15 protein-coding genes and 4 pseudogenes are annotated in these 19,811 nt (G+C 41.4%); 7 read left to right on the top strand and 12 right to left on the bottom strand.

Annotated features, from left to right (window positions below; translation table 11 throughout):
• Nucleotides 1–94: 94 nt before the first annotated feature.
• Nucleotides 95–919, top strand: a complete 825-nt coding sequence (locus NSTCB13_RS11255; RefSeq protein ID WP_445629620.1) for a hypothetical protein — start codon at nucleotides 95–97, stop codon at nucleotides 917–919.
• A gap of 187 nt (nucleotides 920–1,106) precedes the next feature.
• On the opposite strand, the gene NSTCB13_RS11250 is transcribed toward NSTCB13_RS11255, so the two are convergent.
• The 4 genes and pseudogenes from NSTCB13_RS11250 to NSTCB13_RS11235 all read right to left on the bottom strand — a co-directional run bounded on the left by NSTCB13_RS11250 (nucleotide 1,107) and on the right by NSTCB13_RS11235 (nucleotide 6,242).
• Nucleotides 1,107–1,814 carry a DevA family ABC transporter ATP-binding protein gene (locus NSTCB13_RS11250; protein ID WP_445632266.1) on the bottom strand — a complete coding sequence of 236 codons (708 nt, stop codon included), beginning with the start codon at nucleotides 1,812–1,814 and terminating at the stop codon, nucleotides 1,107–1,109.
• Between the two features lie 126 nt (nucleotides 1,815–1,940).
• Nucleotides 1,941–3,095 (bottom strand): ABC transporter permease DevC, encoded by a 1,155-nt coding sequence (gene devC / locus NSTCB13_RS11245; RefSeq protein WP_445629619.1) that lies wholly within the window; start codon nucleotides 3,093–3,095, stop codon nucleotides 1,941–1,943.
• Nucleotides 3,096–3,263: 168 nt separating this feature from the next.
• A complete protein-coding gene (locus NSTCB13_RS11240; protein WP_448272421.1) occupies nucleotides 3,264–4,688 on the bottom strand; it encodes an HlyD family efflux transporter periplasmic adaptor subunit in 1,425 nt (474 codons plus the stop codon).
• Nucleotides 4,689–5,503: 815 nt separating this feature from the next.
• Nucleotides 5,504–6,242, bottom strand: a pseudogene (locus NSTCB13_RS11235) (phycocyanobilin:ferredoxin oxidoreductase).
• A gap of 201 nt (nucleotides 6,243–6,443) precedes the next feature.
• Between NSTCB13_RS11235 and NSTCB13_RS11230 the strand changes: the two are divergent.
• Nucleotides 6,444–6,674, top strand: a complete 231-nt coding sequence (locus tag NSTCB13_RS11230; protein ID WP_445629616.1) for a hypothetical protein — start codon at nucleotides 6,444–6,446, stop codon at nucleotides 6,672–6,674.
• A gap of 42 nt (nucleotides 6,675–6,716) precedes the next feature.
• Here the strand turns inward: NSTCB13_RS11230 and NSTCB13_RS11225 are convergent, their stop codons facing one another.
• The 5 genes and pseudogenes from NSTCB13_RS11225 to NSTCB13_RS11205 all read right to left on the bottom strand — a co-directional run bounded on the left by NSTCB13_RS11225 (nucleotide 6,717) and on the right by NSTCB13_RS11205 (nucleotide 10,787).
• A complete protein-coding gene (locus tag NSTCB13_RS11225; RefSeq protein ID WP_445629615.1) occupies nucleotides 6,717–7,313 on the bottom strand; it encodes a Maf family protein in 597 nt (198 codons plus the stop codon).
• A gap of 108 nt (nucleotides 7,314–7,421) precedes the next feature.
• Nucleotides 7,422–7,967 carry a photosystem II reaction center PsbP gene (psbP, locus tag NSTCB13_RS11220; protein ID WP_445629614.1) on the bottom strand — a complete coding sequence of 182 codons (546 nt, stop codon included), beginning with the start codon at nucleotides 7,965–7,967 and terminating at the stop codon, nucleotides 7,422–7,424.
• A gap of 473 nt (nucleotides 7,968–8,440) precedes the next feature.
• Nucleotides 8,441–8,770, bottom strand: a complete 330-nt coding sequence (locus NSTCB13_RS11215) for a ribulose bisphosphate carboxylase small subunit (protein WP_322696505.1) — start codon at nucleotides 8,768–8,770, stop codon at nucleotides 8,441–8,443.
• Between the two features lie 45 nt (nucleotides 8,771–8,815).
• Nucleotides 8,816–9,223 (bottom strand): RuBisCO chaperone RbcX, encoded by a 408-nt coding sequence (rcbX, locus tag NSTCB13_RS11210; protein WP_448272420.1) that lies wholly within the window; start codon nucleotides 9,221–9,223, stop codon nucleotides 8,816–8,818.
• Between the two features lie 132 nt (nucleotides 9,224–9,355).
• Nucleotides 9,356–10,787: pseudogene (locus NSTCB13_RS11205) on the bottom strand (form I ribulose bisphosphate carboxylase large subunit).
• A gap of 912 nt (nucleotides 10,788–11,699) precedes the next feature.
• Here NSTCB13_RS11205 and NSTCB13_RS11200 point away from each other — a divergent pair.
• The 5 genes and pseudogenes from NSTCB13_RS11200 to NSTCB13_RS11180 all read left to right on the top strand — a co-directional run bounded on the left by NSTCB13_RS11200 (nucleotide 11,700) and on the right by NSTCB13_RS11180 (nucleotide 16,445).
• A pseudogene (locus NSTCB13_RS11200) lies at nucleotides 11,700–12,807 on the top strand (ligand-binding sensor domain-containing protein).
• A gap of 101 nt (nucleotides 12,808–12,908) precedes the next feature.
• Entirely contained in the window at nucleotides 12,909–13,679 is a 771-nt protein-coding gene (gene panB / locus NSTCB13_RS11195; RefSeq protein WP_445629610.1) for a 3-methyl-2-oxobutanoate hydroxymethyltransferase, read from the top strand.
• Nucleotides 13,680–13,693: 14 nt separating this feature from the next.
• Nucleotides 13,694–14,311 (top strand): hypothetical protein, encoded by a 618-nt coding sequence (locus NSTCB13_RS11190; protein ID WP_448272419.1) that lies wholly within the window; start codon nucleotides 13,694–13,696, stop codon nucleotides 14,309–14,311.
• 577 nt (nucleotides 14,312–14,888) lie between these two features.
• Nucleotides 14,889–15,725: a 4-hydroxy-tetrahydrodipicolinate reductase gene (gene dapB / locus NSTCB13_RS11185; protein WP_448269853.1), complete on the top strand. Its 837-nt coding sequence runs from the start codon at nucleotides 14,889–14,891 to the stop codon at nucleotides 15,723–15,725.
• Nucleotides 15,726–15,757: 32 nt separating this feature from the next.
• Nucleotides 15,758–16,445: pseudogene (locus NSTCB13_RS11180) on the top strand (phosphate ABC transporter permease).
• 170 nt (nucleotides 16,446–16,615) lie between these two features.
• Here NSTCB13_RS11180 and NSTCB13_RS11175 read toward each other — a convergent pair.
• The 3 genes from NSTCB13_RS11175 to NSTCB13_RS11165 all read right to left on the bottom strand — a co-directional run bounded on the left by NSTCB13_RS11175 (nucleotide 16,616) and on the right by NSTCB13_RS11165 (nucleotide 19,681).
• Nucleotides 16,616–18,031 (bottom strand): right-handed parallel beta-helix repeat-containing protein, encoded by a 1,416-nt coding sequence (locus NSTCB13_RS11175; RefSeq protein ID WP_448272418.1) that lies wholly within the window; start codon nucleotides 18,029–18,031, stop codon nucleotides 16,616–16,618.
• A 104-nt stretch (nucleotides 18,032–18,135) separates the two neighbouring features.
• On the bottom strand, nucleotides 18,136–18,765 hold the full coding sequence (locus NSTCB13_RS11170; protein WP_448272417.1) for a precorrin-8X methylmutase: 630 nt from the start codon (nucleotides 18,763–18,765) through the stop codon (nucleotides 18,136–18,138).
• A 109-nt stretch (nucleotides 18,766–18,874) separates the two neighbouring features.
• The gene (locus tag NSTCB13_RS11165; RefSeq protein WP_445629606.1) at nucleotides 18,875–19,681 is read right to left on the bottom strand and encodes a TPM domain-containing protein; all 807 of its coding nucleotides are present in this window, start codon (nucleotides 19,679–19,681) and stop codon (nucleotides 18,875–18,877) included.
• Nucleotides 19,682–19,811: the final 130 nt, after the last annotated feature.

Raw genomic sequence — 19,811 nt, 5'->3', positions numbered from 1 at the left:
TAAAAGGCTGTAAAAAATATTAATCATACAGCAAGATGACCTTAAAGATTTGGGCATCCTAAACATCAGGAGTCAAGTTTTTCAGTTTCCCACCATGTCCACTTCAATGTTTCTTGCCCAATCCTCTGGGAAAAAGGCTACTAAAAAGGCATCCCAGGAAGTGCCAGCAAGTAATCCTCAAATGCCACCATTATTGTTGGTAACTTCTGGAGGACTGGCTTTAGTGGTGATTGCTTTGATTGTGTATATTAAACTCCAGAAGGATAAGCTGGAGAAAAAACTTAAGTTTGAACAATTCCGCGCGCGAGAATTAGAGAAAAAGTTTAAGCTGGCGCTGGAAACAATTCGCAAAATGGAAACTAATCCCGATTTGGTGAACTCACGGGATTTTAACCTGGATTATCTGCGGATGCGGATGTCAGAGGAGGTGTTTCACTTTGCAATTCTTAATCAAATAAAGATTCAGATCAAAGAAAAAATTTCTCAAGCCCTGCGTCCAAGTCAAGCCCAACAAGGATCGGTTGGAATTGCTAATAGTGCTGGACGACAAGTAGATGAAATTTTTGATGTCGAGTATGAAACTGGTAGTCCAGGGAATTCTGCTAAACGAGTGCTGTTTCGGATTCAAATCAAGTTAATGAAGTTACCGACGCAAGCAACTTCTGCTACTATTAGTCAAATTATTGATTGTATAGAAACTTATTTAAGCCCGATAGAAGACGAAGATAGTTGGCAACCAATAATTCAAGGTCGGATTGCTACCATGCATTGGGATCAAAAGGCTAAACCTACGCCTCTACTAGTACTGGAACAATCGAATGAAGGTGTGAATGTAACTTTCCGTACCAGTCGCCAACCAAATACTCCAACTCCACCAAAGTCACCTGGAATTAAAAAATCAGGCTCGGCTAGACAATAAATTATGGTTGTCATTGGTCATTGGTCATTAGTCATTGGTCATTGGTCATTGGTCATTATCGGACACTTGTACTAAGCTTTATCGTTGACGCAGCCTCTCGTAGAAAAGTATTGGTCAATGGTCATTAGTCAAGAGTTACTAGCTAAATGAGCAAAATGACAAAGAACAAAGGACAAATGACTAAAAATCATGACTGAATAACTGTATTGGGGGAATTACGGGTTAAAAGACCATCTTCCATTTCGACGATGCGATCGGCTATGTCTAAAATACGGTTGTCGTGTGTCACCAATAAGATAGTAGTTCCTTGATTTTTGGCTAGACTCTGCATTATTTCCACGACATCGCGTCCTGATTGTTTATCTAATGCTGCTGTTGGTTCGTCTGCTAGTACCAAGGGGGGACGATTCACCAAGGCGCGGGCGATCGCAATTCTTTGCTTTTGTCCACCAGAAAGATTATCTGGGTAGTAATCAACTCGTTCTTCTAGACCAACAGACCCCAGCATAGCTTTAGATTTAGCCATTGCTTCTGCTTGAGAAATATTATCGTTCAATTCTACCGCCATTTGCACATTTTGCTTGGCTGTCAAGAACCCTAGCAAATTGTGAGCTTGGAAAATATAACCAATGTTGCGTCGCATCTGCACTAATTTGTTTTGACTGACGCCAATAAGTTCTTCACCTAAAAATTTTAAACTTCCCTCTTGTACAGACCGCAAACCACCAATTAAGCTCAGTAATGTTGTTTTACCTGAACCTGATGGCCCGGTCATAATCACAATCTCACCTGGATAAATGTTTAGGTTTATATTAAATAATATCTGTTTTCTCAGTGCGCCTTTGCCATAGAAGTGATTGAGATTTTTAATGGCGATTACAGGTTCTTTTTCCATCATGCTTTTGTTAGTTGTAAATTAGTATTTCAAATTTTAACTTTAGTGACTGTCAGAAATTAAATTTGCTAGTTATGAGCATAAGTCCAATTTATTATTAATATTTTTTAATTAAAATTAGATTAGTTAAAAAATATCTGCTGGATCGGCAGAGCGTAATTTTCTAACTGCGATCGCACCAGAAATAATGCACATCAGCATAGTCAAAATCAATACCATTACAGCCCGCTCAAAACTCATAAAAACTGGTAAAAGTGTGGCATTTCTGGCACTGTTATACATAAATAAGGCAAAAACTATTCCAGGAAAATATCCTAAAACTGCTAATAATAAAGCTTCTTGAAGAATAACTGTCAATAAATAGTTTTGTGTATAACCTATCGCCTTAAGGGTAGCGTACTCGGCTAAGTGGTCTGCAACTTCTGTATAAAGAATTTGATAAACAATTACAGTCCCCACAATGAAACCCATAACAGTCCCTAATGTGAAAATAAAGCCAATAGCTGTACTATTCGCCCAGTAACTCCGCTCAAAATCAATAAATTCTTGTTTAGTTAAAACATTTACTTCATTAGGTAAATACTTTCGTAATTGTTGGGCCACAACATTAGCATCTGCTCCCGGCTTTAATCTAATTAGCCCAATATCAATTAATCCTTTTTGGCGATTGCTAAATATTCGCAGAAAGTTGATATCGCTCGTAATTAAATTACCATCTGCACCAAATGATGCACCTAATGTAAAGAGTCCTTCTACTTTAACTCGCCGCCTTCGGACTTCTGCCGTTACAGGCTTTCCTTGGTCATAATTAGCAGCGATCGGCCCATACTCTACCCTAGAAGAACGGTCAAATAGAACTACATCAGGTAGTTTAAGTTTATCTAAATTTTCCTGAACTCCAGGTAAGTTAACTAAGTTAGTTTCTGGGTTCATTCCAAAAACTAGGATACTCCGAGGACGCCCGGTTACAGGATTTTTCCAGATTGTAAAGTCCAAATAGATCGGATGTACAGATTGAACTGCGGGTAATTCTAAAGCTTTATATAACCGTCGCTGAGAAAAGCTTCTCATCGCCAATATAGCGTTAGATTGACTATTAATTAAAACAATATCGCCTTGTAAGCTGTTATGAAATCTTACGTTACTATAATACAGAGCATCTCGAAAGCCGAGTTGCATAAACATTAAAATATCGGCAAAAGCAATTCCTGCTAATGCCACAGCTAGGCGAGTTTTTTCCCTTGTCAGTTGTAGCCACGACAGAGGTATTTTTTGATTCATTTTATAGGCGTCTCAACAAGTGTAGCGATTTTAGATTTTCAACCCATTATGGTGACACCCGTACCGGATTGATAGAATGTTTAAAATTGATTAAACAGACTATTGAATCATATTTTTAATCCAAAATATCAAATTATGGATTTGAATTACTGCTCACCTATAACTTAATTAGTTATTAATATCCACAAGAACTTTGGCGTAAGTTAAACCAGAAACTTTCTGGCTATCTTCTGGAGACAGAGCAATTTTAACTTCTACAACTCTGGCATCTACATCTGCGGCTGGATCTGTATTCAATACATCTTTTTTACCAATTTTTCTGCCAATTTCAGTGACAGTTCCCTTTAATTCACCGTTAAATGCGCCGTTATCACTGGTGATAGTAGCATTTTGACCAAGACGCACTTTAGCAATGCTGTCTTCAGCAACTTCAGCAATTACAAACATTTGCTTGGTTTGGCCAAGTTCAGCAATGCCATTTGCGCCGATCGCTTCACCCGATTTGGTGTAAATCTTTAAAATCTCTCCAGCGATTGGTGCTTGAACGTAGCTCAATCTCAGTTCTGCTTCGGCTTTTCTGACATTTGCGATCGCATTACTAACTTGGGCTTGCGCTACTTGCACATCGGTAGGACTAACATCTAAAATTCTGCTTAGTTTGGCCTTTTCTTCATCGATTTGTCTTTGCAAAGTTGCGACAGTTTTATCGCGGTTAACTTTAGCTTCGATTAACTGCTGTTGCAAAGTTGCTAAATTTTGTATTTGGTTGGCTCTAGCCTCAGCAAGTTGCTGTCGCAAAGTTGCTAATGTCTGCTTTAAGGTAGCTTGGCTTTCAGCCACCTGCTGATTAGCAGTTATTGCACTCAAGCGTCTTCTGTCTCGTTCTTGCTGAGAAATAGCACCTTCTTTGTATAAATAATCATAGCGTCCGGCATCGACTTGAGCATTGCGCTGTTCGGCTTGAATACGTACAACCGTTGCTCTTAGAGCATCTCTTTGCCCACTAAGTTCAGCTTCTAGGCGATTCACGGTTGCTTGTTGGACAAGTTTATCACCGCTTAACTGAGCTGCAACCCTTGCGATCGTTGCTTGCGCTGCATTCCTTTCGCCAATTAACTGCGCTTGTAGGCGAGCAATAACTGCTCTTTGAGCTTGAATATCCCTTGGAGAGCCAGCCCTGACTTGCGCTAAATTCGCACGGGCTTCTTGGACTTTCGCTTTTGCTTCTTGTAGTCCGGCTACTTGGGTATCGCGGTTGTCTAAAATTGCCACAATTTGACCTTGCTTTACCTGTTCGCCCTCTTTCACCAGAAGTTGCTGAATTCGTGATGATGGTGCTAATCCTGATGATGGGGCGGACAATTTAACAACTTCGCCTCGCGGTTCCAAACGCCCTACAGCACTAATGCTATTGGTAGATGGCATTACGGGTGCGGATGTAGTTAGTTTTCTTAACTGCTCGATTTTAGCCGTACCTAGTATGCCAGCGGCGATTACTACTGGCACGGCTACAGCGATACCCCACCAAATCTTAGGTTGTTCATGATTTAGTGTCTGTTCACTTGGTTTCGGCTTTTCAGTCACCCTTGACATAATATGTTGCCCATTTACCTGAATTGTGCTAATGGAAGTAATAAATAAAAAGGTTTTTAATCAACAGCTAGCTGTTAGGACAAACAACGTGGTTTCAAGCTGGGTATGGCTTAAAAATCGATTGTGTGATGAACGTTCAACACTATGGCTTAACAAAATGGTGTTTTCTATAACCGCTCATTATGTATGCAATACACTTTGACCTTTCTCCAAACGGCTTTGAGGCTTACTAAGGGGCGGGGTTAGGTCTGTATTGAAACTGAGAAATGCTATAGTAGCTGGTTATTCAATAACTCTGAGTATTATTGAGACATGAGTACAATCGGAGTTAGCAGAATTCACAAGCAGTATGAATCTAGATATAGAGATGCGATATATCGCATCTTTATAAAAAATTCTCAATTGGTATGATGCGGTACTTTACTGCTACATTCACTACAGCTATAGTTAGTCACAAAATTGAAAAGAAACATCAAAAATAGACTGTTGCCTTTGTTAGACACAATCTTGCTACAAAAGTTAGTCTTCCTTAAGTGAATCAACGATTAACTAACTAAAAAATGTCTATCAACTTGAACATTCCTAACATCAGAGTTTCCTTAACTTTCTGGTCAATGAGTTAGCTGTCTCTAGTTGTTTGCACTTACCAAGACAACAAACCATTTTGTGATATTCGCTTCAAAGACCTTGCTATTCTCCCTGTTGCTGTTTTGGAACTCCATAAAACTCTCGTTGAATGAATTCTACATTTATCCGTTAGCTGAAAACGTAGCAGAGCCTACAGATGGGGGAGATGAGGGTGATGGAGGAGATGATTAAGTTGGGAGGTCAAATAAAACTGTGGTCATATAATTTTCTGCCCAAGCTGGGCCAAAGGCTTTTTCAAGTACGCGGCGGGTTTTATCGTTTTGCTGCTGTTTGGTGCAGTAGTTGTGTTGTCCGGCGAGATTTTGGGTGACTTGTTCAACTGAAACAGGATGTGAGGCGATCGCTTGGATGCAATGAATGTCTAAAAATTCTCGCACCCGCGAGAGAAACATTGTTTCTTCTTCAGGAGAACTGGGGCGGACAAAGATGCAGAAATCCGAAAAAATATTTCCCCATTCTGGTAATTCACGGGGTTGGGAAAAGTTAAGCACTGTTAGCTGTGTCAGTGCCGAAGTATAAGATTCTGGTAAGGTGCGTTCTACTTGAATAGGAGAAAGGGTCTGCGATCGCTGCACTAATTTGACCTCTACCCCCAACTAAATCACAACCAAACATCGGCAGGTTGTATTCTGGACGGGGAAACATGACGCAGTGCAAAATATCCAGCATATTGCCGATTTTTGCCAGTTCCAAGTGCATTTTCCGAAACTGGGGCGTTTGATAGCAACGGTTTTCAATCGTCAGTTTTTCGCCTTCTAATCTACCTTCCACATACCCCAACTCATTAGGCAAATAGTAAGGGGATAAATCTAGGTGCTGATGCCAAGCTGCCTCAATACAATCAGCTAGCTGACGAATTAGGGGATGTTGTTGCTCGCGCAGCGAGGGCATAGAAGTAAATGACATATTCTAGTTGGGAATGCGATCTAATGGCCAGTCTACAACCTGTCGTGCCATACCTGTTGTGGTCTGCAATATAAGCAAACACTTACACTCAGCCAACGTAAATTTATAAGACAGATACTTTTCACAAGGATTATTTATTTTGTAGTCTAGGTTACAGAAATAATTTTAGATTAGCCCATTTGTGAAGGCTAATAGAAAGCTATGAAACTAGATTCTTATAAACCGGATTTTGCTGTATATACAAGAAAGCACAATAATCTCGAAGGCTTACAGAGGTTCAAAGCTTCTACTTGGGTAAACCTTTTGCAACTTCCCAACCCCTTTAGTTTTGACGAAGCACTTTTATTGTGTCCGGTTTCAGCAGATGAGTGGCTAGCCTGGATTCCAGATCATGGAGAGGCAATACTCAATATCAGGCAATTTAGTTATTAGTCATTAGTCATTAGTCATTGGTTATTGACTTTAGACAGATGACTATTCCTGCCAGAAATCAGTGACATCGTATCCCAATTCACTTAACATCTGCCGCAGCAGAGGTAAACTGAGTCCAATTACATTGCTGTGGCAGCCTTCAATTTTTTCTACAAAGAAACTTCCAAAACCCTCAATGGCAAAAGCACCAGCACACTTGAGCGGTTCACCTGTGGCAACATAAGCTTTAATTGCTTTCTCGTTCATTTGAGCAAAGTAAACTCTTGTAACTCTTGACTTGACTAAAGTACGGTTTTGCTGATGGTCAATTAAGGCGTGACCTGTGTACAAGTCGCCAAAGTTATCTTGCATTATCTGCCAACGAGCGATCGCTTCCGAGAAGTCTGCTGGTTTGCCATAAATTTCACCATTGATGGACAAAACTGAATCACAACCCATAATCAAAGCTGATTGAAACTGTGGGGCTACAGTTTCTGCTTTATACTGGGCAAGAGTTTTGACCAATTCTGCTGGTTCACTTAGTTCAATTTGCGACTCATCAAAGTCACTAGGTTGAACTATTGGTTCAATACCAACAGTTTGCAGCAAGCGGCGTCGGGCTGGAGAAGCTGAAGCAAGTACAAAAGGTGGAATTTTCATGAGATTTTAGAAAAATTGTTAATTAGGCATTGGGCATTGGGCATTGTAATTAAGTTTCTTTCTTATTCCCCATTCCCAATTCCCCATTCCCCATTTTCTACTCCCTAATTAATAAACAGAAAAAGAATTAACGACCTCATCAATCATTCGTTTAACTTTCTGCCAGCGTTTTTCAGGAATTGAGGCGTTGAAGGTAAAAAGTTTACCACGACTCACAGCAACGCTGGCGATGTTGTGTCGTTGTTGTTGATTGGGGAGTTTAACCTCATACTCTAAAAGGTAATATGTTTTACCATCTACTTCTCGCTGCGCAGCATTGACTAATTCAGCCGAACGACCAGAATCGGGAGGCGCAAGAGCTGCTTTTCCTAATTTGTATCCTACTTCTGTTGGGGTTCCCAATTCTGACAAAGTTTTGCCTTCAGGAACTGGGCTAATCACAACCGAAACGTTTTCAGACACCTCAATCAAATCGTGGAAAACCACATCTGGGCCATTGGCAACTTTAACTGGCAGCCAGCCGTTAGGATATAAAAACTGATAGCCATCACCACTGTCTACAAAGCTTTTAAGTCCAGCCGCAACCGCTACATCCGAATTACTCAGACTGAAGCTCAACACCAATAGCAAAATTAATACAATTCGTTTCCACATTTCTACAGATTCCTTTGGGCTGGAGATAACACAAGGCTTGCATCATTTCTCGTCTTTATTCTCCCACCAACCGGGACGCTTCGGATAATGTATTAGATGGTAAGTATAAATGCTTATGTTCCCTAACGCCTAATTTTGAAGAAGAATTCAGGAGTCAGAATTGTCATACCAATTTGAAAAAAGAATGTGACAAATAGACCATTTGTAGAGACGCGATTCATCGCGTCTTTACCCAAGGATGTGTTGTAATCATTAATTGAATTGGTATCAGAATCAAGACGTTTCTGGTAGAGAAGCGTCTCCGACAGGAGAAGAGAAGGCTTTACACTATCCGTCAGCGTACAGAATTCCCAACTAAATTCTGGCTCCTGAATTCTGTTCGATAAAAAAGAGAGGCAGATAATTCTACCTCTCCTATACAGGGATAGACAAGTTACTTCAACTATCCCATGATTAATTCCAACTTACTAGACTTAGTATCTGTTGGGTTTGTGAACAAGAAAGCTGAGAACTTGGCACTGCTTGATGTTATCAAAACCCACAACACGGATATAGCTGTTGTTAAATTGAGAACGGCATCCTTGAACTTCGCTCAATACTTCTTGAGTAGATTTAGCACCGAACAAAGGCAACTTCCACATTGTCCAATATAATTCTGTTGGCTCAGAAGTTTCGTTAAACTCGATCGCAGGAATGTAACCTTGATTCAAGATGTACTGGACTTGTTTAGAGATTTGAGCATCAGACAGAGGGGGAAGATAAGAAAGGGTTTCGTAACGACGCTCTTTTGGTAGAGTTTGCATAGCTTTTGATAATGGGTTGCGATTTTTACTAGTAGATTGACCGAACTAATTGGATAAGTTATCCAAATCTCGATCTGAAGGTGTTTGCTGTTCTGATTGCAGACTGGGGTTAGATGTGTCTATTTGTGTGATGCGTTCTAAATGCTGGCGACGCTGCTCCATGTTGGCTTGCTGAATGCCAGTGCGAACCATTTCCGGTAAAAATTCTGCAATTTCTGCCGCAATGTGTTCTCTGACAGTCATGATTCGCAAAGCCAAATCTGGTTTTTCTCGCAACAGTTGCTCAATGAATGACTCACCATTTTGAATTTTGCCAGACGAAAAGTTGTGCAACCAAAGTTCTAATGGCGGATTAGTTTCACCTAGCTGTGCCAATACTGTCCTTAGAGCCTGATAAGTCAGATAGCTTTGGAGAGTTTTGGCTGTGTCCTTCGCAATTTGCTTAAGATTCATGCTTGACCCCAGCCCTGAAGAGTTATGAGTTATGAGTTATGAGTTAGGAATTAATGCAAATCCTAACTCTTGTACAGACGCGATGAATCGCGTCTCTACTTCTAACTCTTAACTCTTAACTGTTAACCCAGATCAGACGGTATCCATTGCTTCAAACTCGAACTTGATTTCTTTCCACAGTTCGCAAGCAGCAGCCAGTTCAGGAGACCACTTGGCAGCTTCACGGATGATATCGTTACCTTCACGAGCCAAGTTGCGGCCTTCGTTACGAGCTTGAACAACGGCTTCTAAGGCAACGCGGTTAGCAGTTGCACCAGGAGCGTTACCCCAAGGGTGTCCCAGAGTACCACCACCGAACTGTAGTACGGAGTCATCACCAAAGATTTCTACTAGCGCGGGCATGTGCCATACGTGGATACCACCAGAAGCAACTGCCATTACACCAGGTAGAGAAGCCCAGTCTTGGGTAAAGTAGATACCACGAGACTTGTCTTGCTCAATGTAGTTTTCACGCAACAGGTCAACGAAGCCCATTGTGATGCCGCGCTCACCTTCCAACTTACCAACTACTGTACCAGTGTGGATGTGGTCGCCACCAGACAAACGTAGAGCTTTAGCCAATACACGGAAGTGAATACCGTGGTTCTTTTGACGGTCAATTACAGCGTGCATCGCACGGTGAATGTGCAGCAATAGACCGTTATCGCGGCACCAACGAGCCAATGTAGTGTTGGCGGTGAAACCTGCGGTGAGGTAGTCATGCATGATGATGGGCATTTTGAGTTCTTTAGCGTACTCAGCCCGCTTCAGCATTTCTTCACAGGTAGGAGCGGTGACGTTTAGGTAGTGACCTTTGATTTCACCGGTTTCTGCTTGAGATTTGTTGATAGCTTCAGCGACGAACAAGAAGCGATCGCGCCATCTTTGGAATGGTGCGGAGTTAATGTTTTCGTCGTCTTTGGTGAAGTCCAAACCACCGCGTAAGCACTCGTATACAGCGCGTCCGTAGTTCTTAGCGGAAAGACCCAATTTGGGCTTAATGGTACAACCCAACAAAGGACGACCGTATTTGTTTAACTTATCGCGCTCAACTTGGATACCGTGAGGAGGCCCTTGGAAGGTCTTGATGTAAGCTACTGGAAAACGGATGTCTTCTAGACGCAGTGCCCGTAGAGCTTTGAAACCAAATACGTTACCGACAATTGAGGTCAATACGTTGGTTACAGAGCCTTCTTCAAATAAGTCCAAAGGATAGGCAACGTAACAAATGTACTGGTTGTCTTCGCCCCGAACTGGTTCGATGTCATAGCAACGACCTTTGTAGCGATCGAGGGTCGGTGAGCAAATCTGTCCACACAGTTGTCCAAGTACCTGTGGAGGATTCAGCCGCAACAGCCGCACCTGCTTCTTCGGGAGGAACACCAGGCTGAGGTGTCATACGGAACGCAGCTAGAAGATCGGTATCTTTTGGTGTGTAATCCGGTGTGTAATAAGTTAGTCTGTAATCTTTAACCCCGGCTTGATACCCAGATTTGCTCTGAGTCTTCGTTTGAGCGTAAGACATAATTTTATCCTTCCCTGAAATCACTCTTGTTAATTATCAAATCACGTTTTGTGCAACTTCCCCTCACCCCGCTCTTGCCCCCCTGAGCGAGGGGAAGATCGGAAAAATTTTTTGTTAGGAGTTGCCTTTGGCAAAGGTTAGCAGTTTTTTTGCGGCGGACACAATGGATAGCGGTGGTAGCCCTCCTCACCAGTGTTTTCCCCTTCTAGGGGTACACGACCTAGCGCTTCTACTATTCCCTCTTGCTAAAAATCAAAATTCTTTTTTACCTCTTCTTCGCACCCAACTAAACCTTCTCTTCTCAATTTCACCAAAACTTCCGCACTTTGCGGCTTGATTTAGATAATTCCCCCATAAATTCGGGTATTCAGGGGATTGGGCTGGCTGGCACACATTCCCGCCTTTACACTCCTTATATCTTTCCCTTTGACGGAAAAGACACCAGAAAAGAATTTACTTGACAGAGATTTAGCAGAGTGGTGAGCAAAAGATAAAAGAATTGCACACCACGTAATTTGTAACTTGTTTCACAATATATCAAGAATTCGATAAGTTATTCTTTGAAAGTTTTTAACTTATCTATTTAATTTTGTTATTACATAAAGATTTAAACTTTTTGTTACAAATACTTTACAAAATGTCATTAATAACTGTAAAGAACTGAAAAGATGAGGGCGATGGCGAAATCCCCTGTTCCCAACAATACACTGAGTTTCGAGTGCGCGGTAATCGAGCTACTTGCACTGAGTTTCGACTGCGCTCAACTACCGCGGCGTCGAAGTGAGTCGAGATTCAACTACCGCTTGTCGTTGGCATAGCCTCTCCAAGAGTTGTGTCCCCAATCCCCAATGTTTAAAAAATCCCAGCTAGGGGAACACTGAAATTAACCCAAAGCCAGTTTAGGTAAATGCTATGGGTACTGTCTCCAAAGGAAATGTCACCGTGGTATTGTTTTACAAGCGTACTAGTTTATTAATTACTTCTATCTTGCTGGGGTTGATAGCTTTGCCAAATATGGGATGGGCGCAAAAAACCCCTGAGATTAATTCATCTGATGTAACTCCCGCTTACCCAGCTTCCGCACCGCCACCGCGAGTAGAATCTTTGCCCGATGAGCGGGGAGTTGAAGAAAATTCGCCAGAAACTGATTATCGTGTTGGTAACTTACTGGCAGATGTTACAGGCAATCTTTGGGTAGGTTCTTGGCGGGGACTATCGCGAATCGATCCTAAAACCGGCAAGATTATTTCTCGTGTTAGCTTACCAAATGTTGCCATTGGTGCTTTAGCCCAAGACAAAGTAGGACGTTTGTGGGTGGGAAGTTATGGCGGACTAGTTCGAGTAGACCCTCGAACTAATGAAATCACCGCACAGAATTTATTTTTGCCTTCTAAACGCGTGTTGTCACTGTTACTTGACAAACGAGGTTATTTGTGGACTGGAACCGATAGCGGTTTAGCCCTAATTAGTCCCGACCAAGGCTTGATTATGACAACATTAAAAAATCTGCCCGGTGTCAGTGCTAATGCCCTGACTTTAGATGCTGAAGGTCAATTGTGGGTTGGTACTCTGGATGGGTTGGTGCGGGTAAATACTGCTAGTGCTGCGATTATGAAGCGAATAGCTGATTTGCCAGGGACGACTGTACAAGCTTTAGCTATTAGTCCAGAAGGGTTAATTTGGGCGGGAATGCCGAATAATTTGCTAGTTATTAACCCAAAAACTGGTGCAGTGTTGCGGTCTGTAACTCGTCTGCGTGGGCGTGATGTAACGGCGATACGTTTTGCTAAAGATGGTAGTGTCTGGGTCGGGACTAATAATGGTTTGTTACGATTAGATCCAAATACAGGAGCCGTATTAGACCCAGAAGTTGCTGGACTTCCTTCTAGTCGGGTTCTTACCCTTGCACCTGACATCGCCAATAAATTATGGATTGGTACTAGTGAAGGGTCTAGCGTGGTTAATGCCCAAAACAGACAGTGCAAAACCCCATATTGCATTCAGTCGCGCCGTTAAATGATTAGTCGTTTGTCCTTTGTCCTTTGTCATTAGTCATTTGCTAAGGACAGAAGACAAAGGACAAAAAATCCAAAATCTAAAATCTAAAATCTAAAATTGGCAATGGCAATCACTACCCAGCAATTAATTCAATGGAAACAACAGGGACGTTCAATTGTGGCGTTGACTGCCTGGGATTATGCGATCGCTCAACTCCTCGACGCAGCTGGTGTAGACTTAATCCTCGTGGGTGACTCTATGGCAGTAGTTTTAGGGTATGAAACAACACTGCCAATTACTTTAGATGAAATTATATATCATGCTAAAGCTGTGCGCCGTGGGGTGAAACGGGCATTAGTAGTAGTAGATTTACCATTCTTGACGTATCAAGAAAGTCTCCAACAAGCGATGCACTCAGCTGGGCGGGTACTAAAGGAAACGGGCGCTCAAGCGGTAAAGTTAGAAGGTGGCTATCCTGCGATCGCTGAAACTGTGACTCGTTTGGTAGAAGCCGGAATTCCGGTTATGGGTCATGTGGGTTTGACACCGCAATCAATACATCAACTGGGTTTGCGACAACAAGGTAAGACGCAAGAAGCCAGTGAGAGGATTTTACAAGAAGCGATCGCTCTCGAACAAGCTGGTGTATTTTCTCTAGTTTTAGAGCATATCCCCGCAGATTTAGCAATGCAGATTTCACAAAAATTGACTATTCCCACAATTGGTATTGGTGCGGGAGTTCACTGCGATGGACAAGTTTTAGTTACTTCAGATGTCCTTGGACTGGCCCAGAAGCATCCACCATTCGCCAAAGTTTACACAAATCTACGCGAGACAATTACCAAAGCCGTCCAAGATTATGCCGCAGAAGTGCGAGACCGGAAGTTTCCTTGACTTCATCATTAACTATGGCTGAAAGTGAAGCAACAAATTTCTTAATAGTTCTACTTCAAAAAGAGCCAGAGCAAGTACAAGCTTGGTTGAGAATGGTTTGGGCAGAGCCACAGCAAGTACCAGAAAAATTTAACTGGCTTGGTTTGGCTGAAATCTCTACTTTCAGAGCGCAAGAACTAGCCAATGAAGAATCTAAGGAATCTCATTCAGAAAGCCTTGCTTGGGCAGAGATCGCAACTTCAGTTTACGAATTTTTAGCTGAAAATAATCCTAGTTTTTCTGAGAGCTATCTATATTCCTTAATGGGATTACGAGCTTACACGATCCTAAAATTTGGTGCTATTCCAGGGAATCCAGTTCTCGATGTACAGCAGATTGTTAATTGGTTTTTTGATAATTTACATATTTCCTATCAAGAAGCATTAGTTAAAGCAGCAGATTGGAGAGAAGCTTTAGCAGCCAAGAATCCAGAAGAAACTCAAAAAAAGTTTGATAGCGAACTTGAAGATTTCAGAAAACTAAGGTTGATTAAGAACCGGTTATCAATCATTAAATATTTATCTAAGAGTAAAGATTTTATTCCAAACGAGGAACTCAATATTTGGATTTCACTTTGGGAGAAATTGCCCTGAGTTATACTGCTGAAGTATTTTTAAATCTTTTTTTAATGTAGTACCGCAACCTAAATAATTAAATCAACAATAACTACTAAATAAAAGTTAAATAAAGGGCTAATCGAGAACATAAAAAACCCCGACTTAATGCCGAGGTAGATGGGAGAAGTCCAAATGTCGATGGGATATTGCAAAACCGAAGTCTGTTTTTCTTAGTTAACACCCAATGCAACCAAAACTATATAGGAAATAGACAAGGTGCAATTTTAGCTATGCAGCTTGCTTTGGCGCTTTACTAAGCTATGTAAATAAATATAACAATAATATTACAAATGGTCAACTAGACTTGACAAACAAAGACTGATATATTTTATAAGGATTACTTATCAGGGTAGTACGAGCGGCAAATAAAACGGGTTACTGAATAAGATAGTGCAATAAAAACGAGAACCAATTTTTTGGAGAGTAGAAAAACTAAGCGATTAACTGCACAATTCAGGGTAGGTGGAATTAAGCCAGAGATTTGAGAAGCTAGCTACTAGATCGCGAAAGTCTTTACAATTCCCTTGTTGACTCAAAAAGTATTTCTCGACCTATGACGAATCAAGCTCCTATACCGGTTATTGTCAACGGTGCTGCTGGCAAAATGGGCCGTGAGGTGGTTAAGGCGGTGGCACAAGCGCCTGACTTAAACCTAGTGGGTGCAATTGACTACAGTTTAGAACATCAAGATAAAGATGCCGGGGAGTTGGCGGGTTTAAGCGAACCTTTGGAAGTGCCAATTACCAATCAATTAGAACCGATGTTGGGGTATGTGGCTGGCGACAGACAATCTCCTCCAGGGGTGATTGTAGACTTTACCCATCCCGATTCAGTTTATGACAATATTCGCAGTGCGATCGCTTACGGTATTCGTCCTGTAGTCGGCACTACTGGGTTAAGTTCAGAACAAATTCAAGACTTGGCAGATTTTGCCGACAAAGCTAGCACTGGTTGCCTAATTATTCCTAATTTTTCCATTGGCATGGTACTGTTGCAACAAGCCGCGATCGCAGCTTCTAAATATTTTGACCATGTGGAAATTATCGAACTGCATCACAACCAAAAAGCTGATGCTCCTAGCGGTACTGCCATTCAAACAGCCCAGTTACTAGGAGAATTGGGTAAAACTTTTAACCCTGCTCTTGTAGAAGAAACGGAGAAATTACCAGGAGCGAGGGGCAGTATTGCAGATGAAGGGATTAGAATTCATAGCGTGCGCTTGCCGGGATTGATTGCCCACCAGGAAGTGATTTTTGGCGCAGCAGGACAGATTTATACTTTACGACATGATACGAGCGATCGCGCTTGTTATATGCCAGGAGTGCTACTAGCAATTCGCAAAGTCTTAGGGTTAAAGTCGTTAGTATATGGATTAGAAAAGATACTTTAAACTCACTATTGGGCATTCATTACTTAGCACTCATGTTAGTACCACTGACTCGCCAGAAATTTGAACAAGTTGTCCCCCTAATTGCTACTGGTTTGCAGTACAAATATTACTGGGGGAAGTTCTCAAATTTTTTGCAACGGCTGTTAATTTCTGTAGTTGCGGTAGTTGTTATTTTGCTTGTAACAGTTATTTTCAAGCTTGAGTTTGCTTCAATAGTATTTGTACTAGGGGTAATTAGCGCTTTTTTTTGGCTGTGGTATCCAGTGTTTCAAGCAAGTATGCGGAATTTACAATGCCGCCGTTATAAATACGGCGGCTTTTTCCGTGGGTCGAGTCCTAGATTGGTGGATTACAGACCAGTTAATAGGTAAAACCGAAACAGTCAACAACAAAGGCGAATTGGTGATTGTAGAAAACCGAGAAAAACAGATAAATTTAGAGATAGGTGATGATACAGGATTTAGCATTGAGTTTGTAGCGCCATTGCGTCCTGCCCACAAAGTTATTACTCGCGGTCAAATTGCAGAAATGGTAGTGATGTCCAATCGCCCAGATTTGAGCAGTATTGATGAATTTAGCGATATATACTTTCCTAATCGTGACCTGTGGGTTAGCGATTATCCTTATCTGCGCCGAGATTTCTTTAACGAAGTCGGTCGTCGCTTGCGTGAAGACCAACAACAAAAGCCGCGTCGGCGGCGTCGTAGAGTAGAGGATTGAAAAGGTAATTAGCTATAGGACAATACAGTTCAGAATGAGCAACAAAACCCAGATGTAGAGACGCGATTTATCGCGTCTTGAAAGACCAATGTCTACATCAATAATCCTTCACCCAAGCGTATTGCAGTATAGACTTCTATTTCACATATCCTGAATTTCCTGCCTGATTGCTAACGAGAGCATCCCACTTTGATGAGTTTTTCTTGCAAGCGATAAGTCACTGTCCCACAGGCAAAACCTGCCGAATTAGATTCTACATAAGGTCGTGTCGGCGGATTTTGTTTATCTAACCGCGATTTCCAATTGCCAGATATTTTTTTTAGAGTGGGATACTTGCTTAAAAATTGTGAGCCTGCAACAATATCGTGAGAACCTTTAACATTTATCTTAGAACTATTCATGTAGATATTATAATCATAAATAACGTTTTTATTTTTAGTCTTATTATTAATATTTTTTCCAGGATAAGCATAGAGAATGTTCCTGAGAATTCTGACATCAGATGATGTATAAGCAAATATTTGCCCGCCATTAAGTTCTGGACTTTGATTATTTAAAACAGCTGTGTTATTTACAATATCAACATGCTCGCTTAAAAATGCATGAATACCTGACCCACCATTATTAAATGCAAGATTATTTTGAACTAAAGTGTATCCTTTATATGCATCCAATTTGGAGTTATTTTGATCGTTTCTAGAACTATCTATAATAATACCATTACCGTCTGTGATCTTTCCGACTGCAATCCAAGGGATGTACATGCGATTGTTGTAGGTTTTGTTGTTAGTAACAAACATCTTGTATCCCCGCTTATTGTCAGAGTTCCAACTATTCAAAATTGAAATGCCACTGTTACCATAAACACTATACCAGGCATTATCGAACACTTCGTTATTATCTATTATCACATAATCCGATTCAATCGCTGAAATACCTGCTCCTCCACACTTATGTACCTTGTTGTTGATAATCCGTATATGGCGACTATGACCATTTGTTCGTCCATCCACACTGATGCAGTTTCCATTTGTAAGCGGGTTTTGTTTGTTAGTCTTCTGACTCATTGCATAATCAAGGGTTATATTGCGATTATTTCCTATCACCTCCAGCCCATTTATCTCGATGTATGAAGCTCCATTTGAAATCGAGATACCGTTCCATGTATTGTGCTGAATTTTTGGGAAATGACCGGGATATGCTTTATACTTAATCCATGCATTTGCAGTTCCAGAACGTCTAATACTTACTGCACTACCAGCTTTGCCTAAATTTGTGTACACTCCGTTCATAATCAATACTGTATCGCCAGGGTTAGTCAGATTTGCTGCCTTTTGAATTGTTCTAAAGGCGGATGAAATAGAGAGTCCGCTATTTGTGTCATTTCCAGCACCACTAACATAGTATGTTTTTGGAGTTACCGTAGTGCTAATTAGCTGACGGTTGGATAGGATAATTTCCTTATTAGTAGATACCTGACGAACGTTTTTAACTAAAGATACTTTTATTCCTTCTCCATCAGCCAAAAGACTTAATACCACAGGAATTGTAAGATATGCACTTAAATTGAAAGCTTGAATTACCACAAGAAAAGGCTCCTTGAACGGCACGACTTCAGAAAAATATGAGGATATTCAATGATTGATGAATACTCTTTTGGATACAAAATATAATCATAGAGTCGACTTTCCTAGCTCCCCCGATTTCCATCTTGTCCATAGGCTTGCCAAGCTAAGTCTACCAACCCATCAACGATCGCAGCTGCTACAACTGCATTACCTTTGCGGCCGTCAATTATAATGTGAGGTACTAGAGAGTCTTGTAAACGCTCCTTAGCTTCATCAACATTTACAAATCCCACTGGAGTTGCGATTATTAAAGCAGGTCTAATTTCCTCAAGTTCAATTAAATCCACCAGTGCAGTCAAGGCCGTTTGCGCTTGACCCACCACAAAAATTCCCTCTGGATAACGCTTTGCTAAAGTTTCTATTCCCCATGCTGCGCGAGTCTTTTCTTTTTGAGGGCGTGTGAGAGCTTCCATGCTGCAATACACTGGATTCGCAAAGGTATTTTGAATATCGTAGGCAATACCTACTTGTACCATCGGGACATCTACCACAATCGTGGTACGTGCGGCTAGCGCTGCTGCTCCAGCTTGCAAGGCACGCTCAGAAAAGCGAATCAAAGACTTATACTCAAAGTCAGCCGTGGCGTAGATTACCCGACGCACAATCTCATACTCTGCGGGTGAAAAGACATGATCGCCAATTTCACTATCAATGATTGCTAAACTTTGAGCATCAGTTACGTGCCATTCCATTTTTGTTGAGCTTCTCAAATATTAGCTTTCAGCTTATCAGCTTCAGAGAGTTAAGAGTTAGGAGTTAGGAGTTATAAGTTAATTAAACTATTCACTCCTAACTACTCACTCATAACTCATTACTAGAAGACCGATTGAAAATAGGAGATAGGTAGGCAACCAAGACGCCAATGAGAAACCCAGAGATATTGCGAACTAAAGGCAACCAGTCGCTTGTACGTGTCACAACTGGCCCAATGCCGAAGGCAATAAACAAGATTCCCCACAAAGGTGAGAAAATTAAAGCCCATTGCCAAGCAAAAACTTGTCCTTTTTGGCGGGGTTGAGCTGCAAATCCACAAATCACCCCACCAATAACTGAGGTAATCAAGGTGAGAATCCACTGCTCTCGTGGTAGTCCGGGGACAACATTACAACCCCCTTTGAGCAAACAGCCTTTAACCGATTCTAAAGCTTGTAGAATCGCTTGGTCTTCGCCTTGTTCGCGGACAAAATACAAATTACCGAAGCGAGTTTGCAGTTCTATCCAAAAAGTCCGGGGTAAAAGTTTATAAACAGCATCACCGACACTAAAACTGAGGATGTTACCGCCACGAGAATCGGCAACGAGTAGAATGCTTTTGTCATCCAAACCCCAATATTTGATAACTGCGCGACCTGGGGTGCGGTCATATTGGGTTAAGACTCGCAATTTCCAGCCTGTATCGGCTTCAAACTGCTCTAAATCTTTGACAAGCTTTTCTTCTTGCAGCACAGGCAGAGATTTAGCTAAATCCACAACTGGGGTAAAGGTGTCAGGAAGTAACTCAGGATTGTCATAAGCCAGTGCTGGGGGAGAATGCATCACCCAAATTGACCCAGCCAGGAAAAATATTGCAATAGATACTAGAATTCGTCGCCAAAAACAAGATTGCATGGACGTTTTTATACAAATATTAACGGTAAAAGCGAACAAGTTGTTTTAAAAGAGTACTAGAAAAATGATATGTTCTTTACACTTGTTTACTTTACTCTAATCTAGGGGATCAAAGCAAAAGGTTTTTGAG

Source organism: Nostoc sp. DSM 114160 (assembly GCF_053470305.1).
Note: the sequence above shows the minus strand (reverse complement) of the source record. Positions and strands in the feature narration are given on the sequence as shown.

Excerpts from the sequence above, each read along its gene's own strand:
- NSTCB13_RS11255 (WP_445629620.1), top strand. The coding sequence starts at position 95 with ATGTCCACTTCAATGTTTCTTGCCCAATCCTCTGGGAAAAAGGCTACT.
- NSTCB13_RS11250 (WP_445632266.1), bottom strand. The coding sequence starts at position 1,814 with ATGGAAAAAGAACCTGTAATCGCCATTAAAAATCTCAATCACTTCTAT.
- devC (WP_445629619.1), bottom strand. The coding sequence starts at position 3,095 with ATGAATCAAAAAATACCTCTGTCGTGGCTACAACTGACAAGGGAAAAA.
- NSTCB13_RS11240 (WP_448272421.1), bottom strand. The coding sequence starts at position 4,688 with ATGTCAAGGGTGACTGAAAAGCCGAAACCAAGTGAACAGACACTAAAT.
- NSTCB13_RS11230 (WP_445629616.1), top strand. The coding sequence starts at position 6,444 with ATGAAACTAGATTCTTATAAACCGGATTTTGCTGTATATACAAGAAAG.
- NSTCB13_RS11225 (WP_445629615.1), bottom strand. The coding sequence starts at position 7,313 with ATGAAAATTCCACCTTTTGTACTTGCTTCAGCTTCTCCAGCCCGACGC.
- psbP (WP_445629614.1), bottom strand. The coding sequence starts at position 7,967 with ATGTGGAAACGAATTGTATTAATTTTGCTATTGGTGTTGAGCTTCAGT.
- NSTCB13_RS11215 (WP_322696505.1), bottom strand. The coding sequence starts at position 8,770 with ATGCAAACTCTACCAAAAGAGCGTCGTTACGAAACCCTTTCTTATCTT.
- rcbX (WP_448272420.1), bottom strand. The coding sequence starts at position 9,223 with ATGAATCTTAAGCAAATTGCGAAGGACACAGCCAAAACTCTCCAAAGC.
- panB (WP_445629610.1), top strand. The coding sequence starts at position 12,909 with ATGGCAATCACTACCCAGCAATTAATTCAATGGAAACAACAGGGACGT.
- NSTCB13_RS11190 (WP_448272419.1), top strand. The coding sequence starts at position 13,694 with ATGGCTGAAAGTGAAGCAACAAATTTCTTAATAGTTCTACTTCAAAAA.
- dapB (WP_448269853.1), top strand. The coding sequence starts at position 14,889 with ATGACGAATCAAGCTCCTATACCGGTTATTGTCAACGGTGCTGCTGGC.
- NSTCB13_RS11170 (WP_448272417.1), bottom strand. The coding sequence starts at position 18,765 with ATGGAATGGCACGTAACTGATGCTCAAAGTTTAGCAATCATTGATAGT.
- NSTCB13_RS11165 (WP_445629606.1), bottom strand. The coding sequence starts at position 19,681 with ATGCAATCTTGTTTTTGGCGACGAATTCTAGTATCTATTGCAATATTT.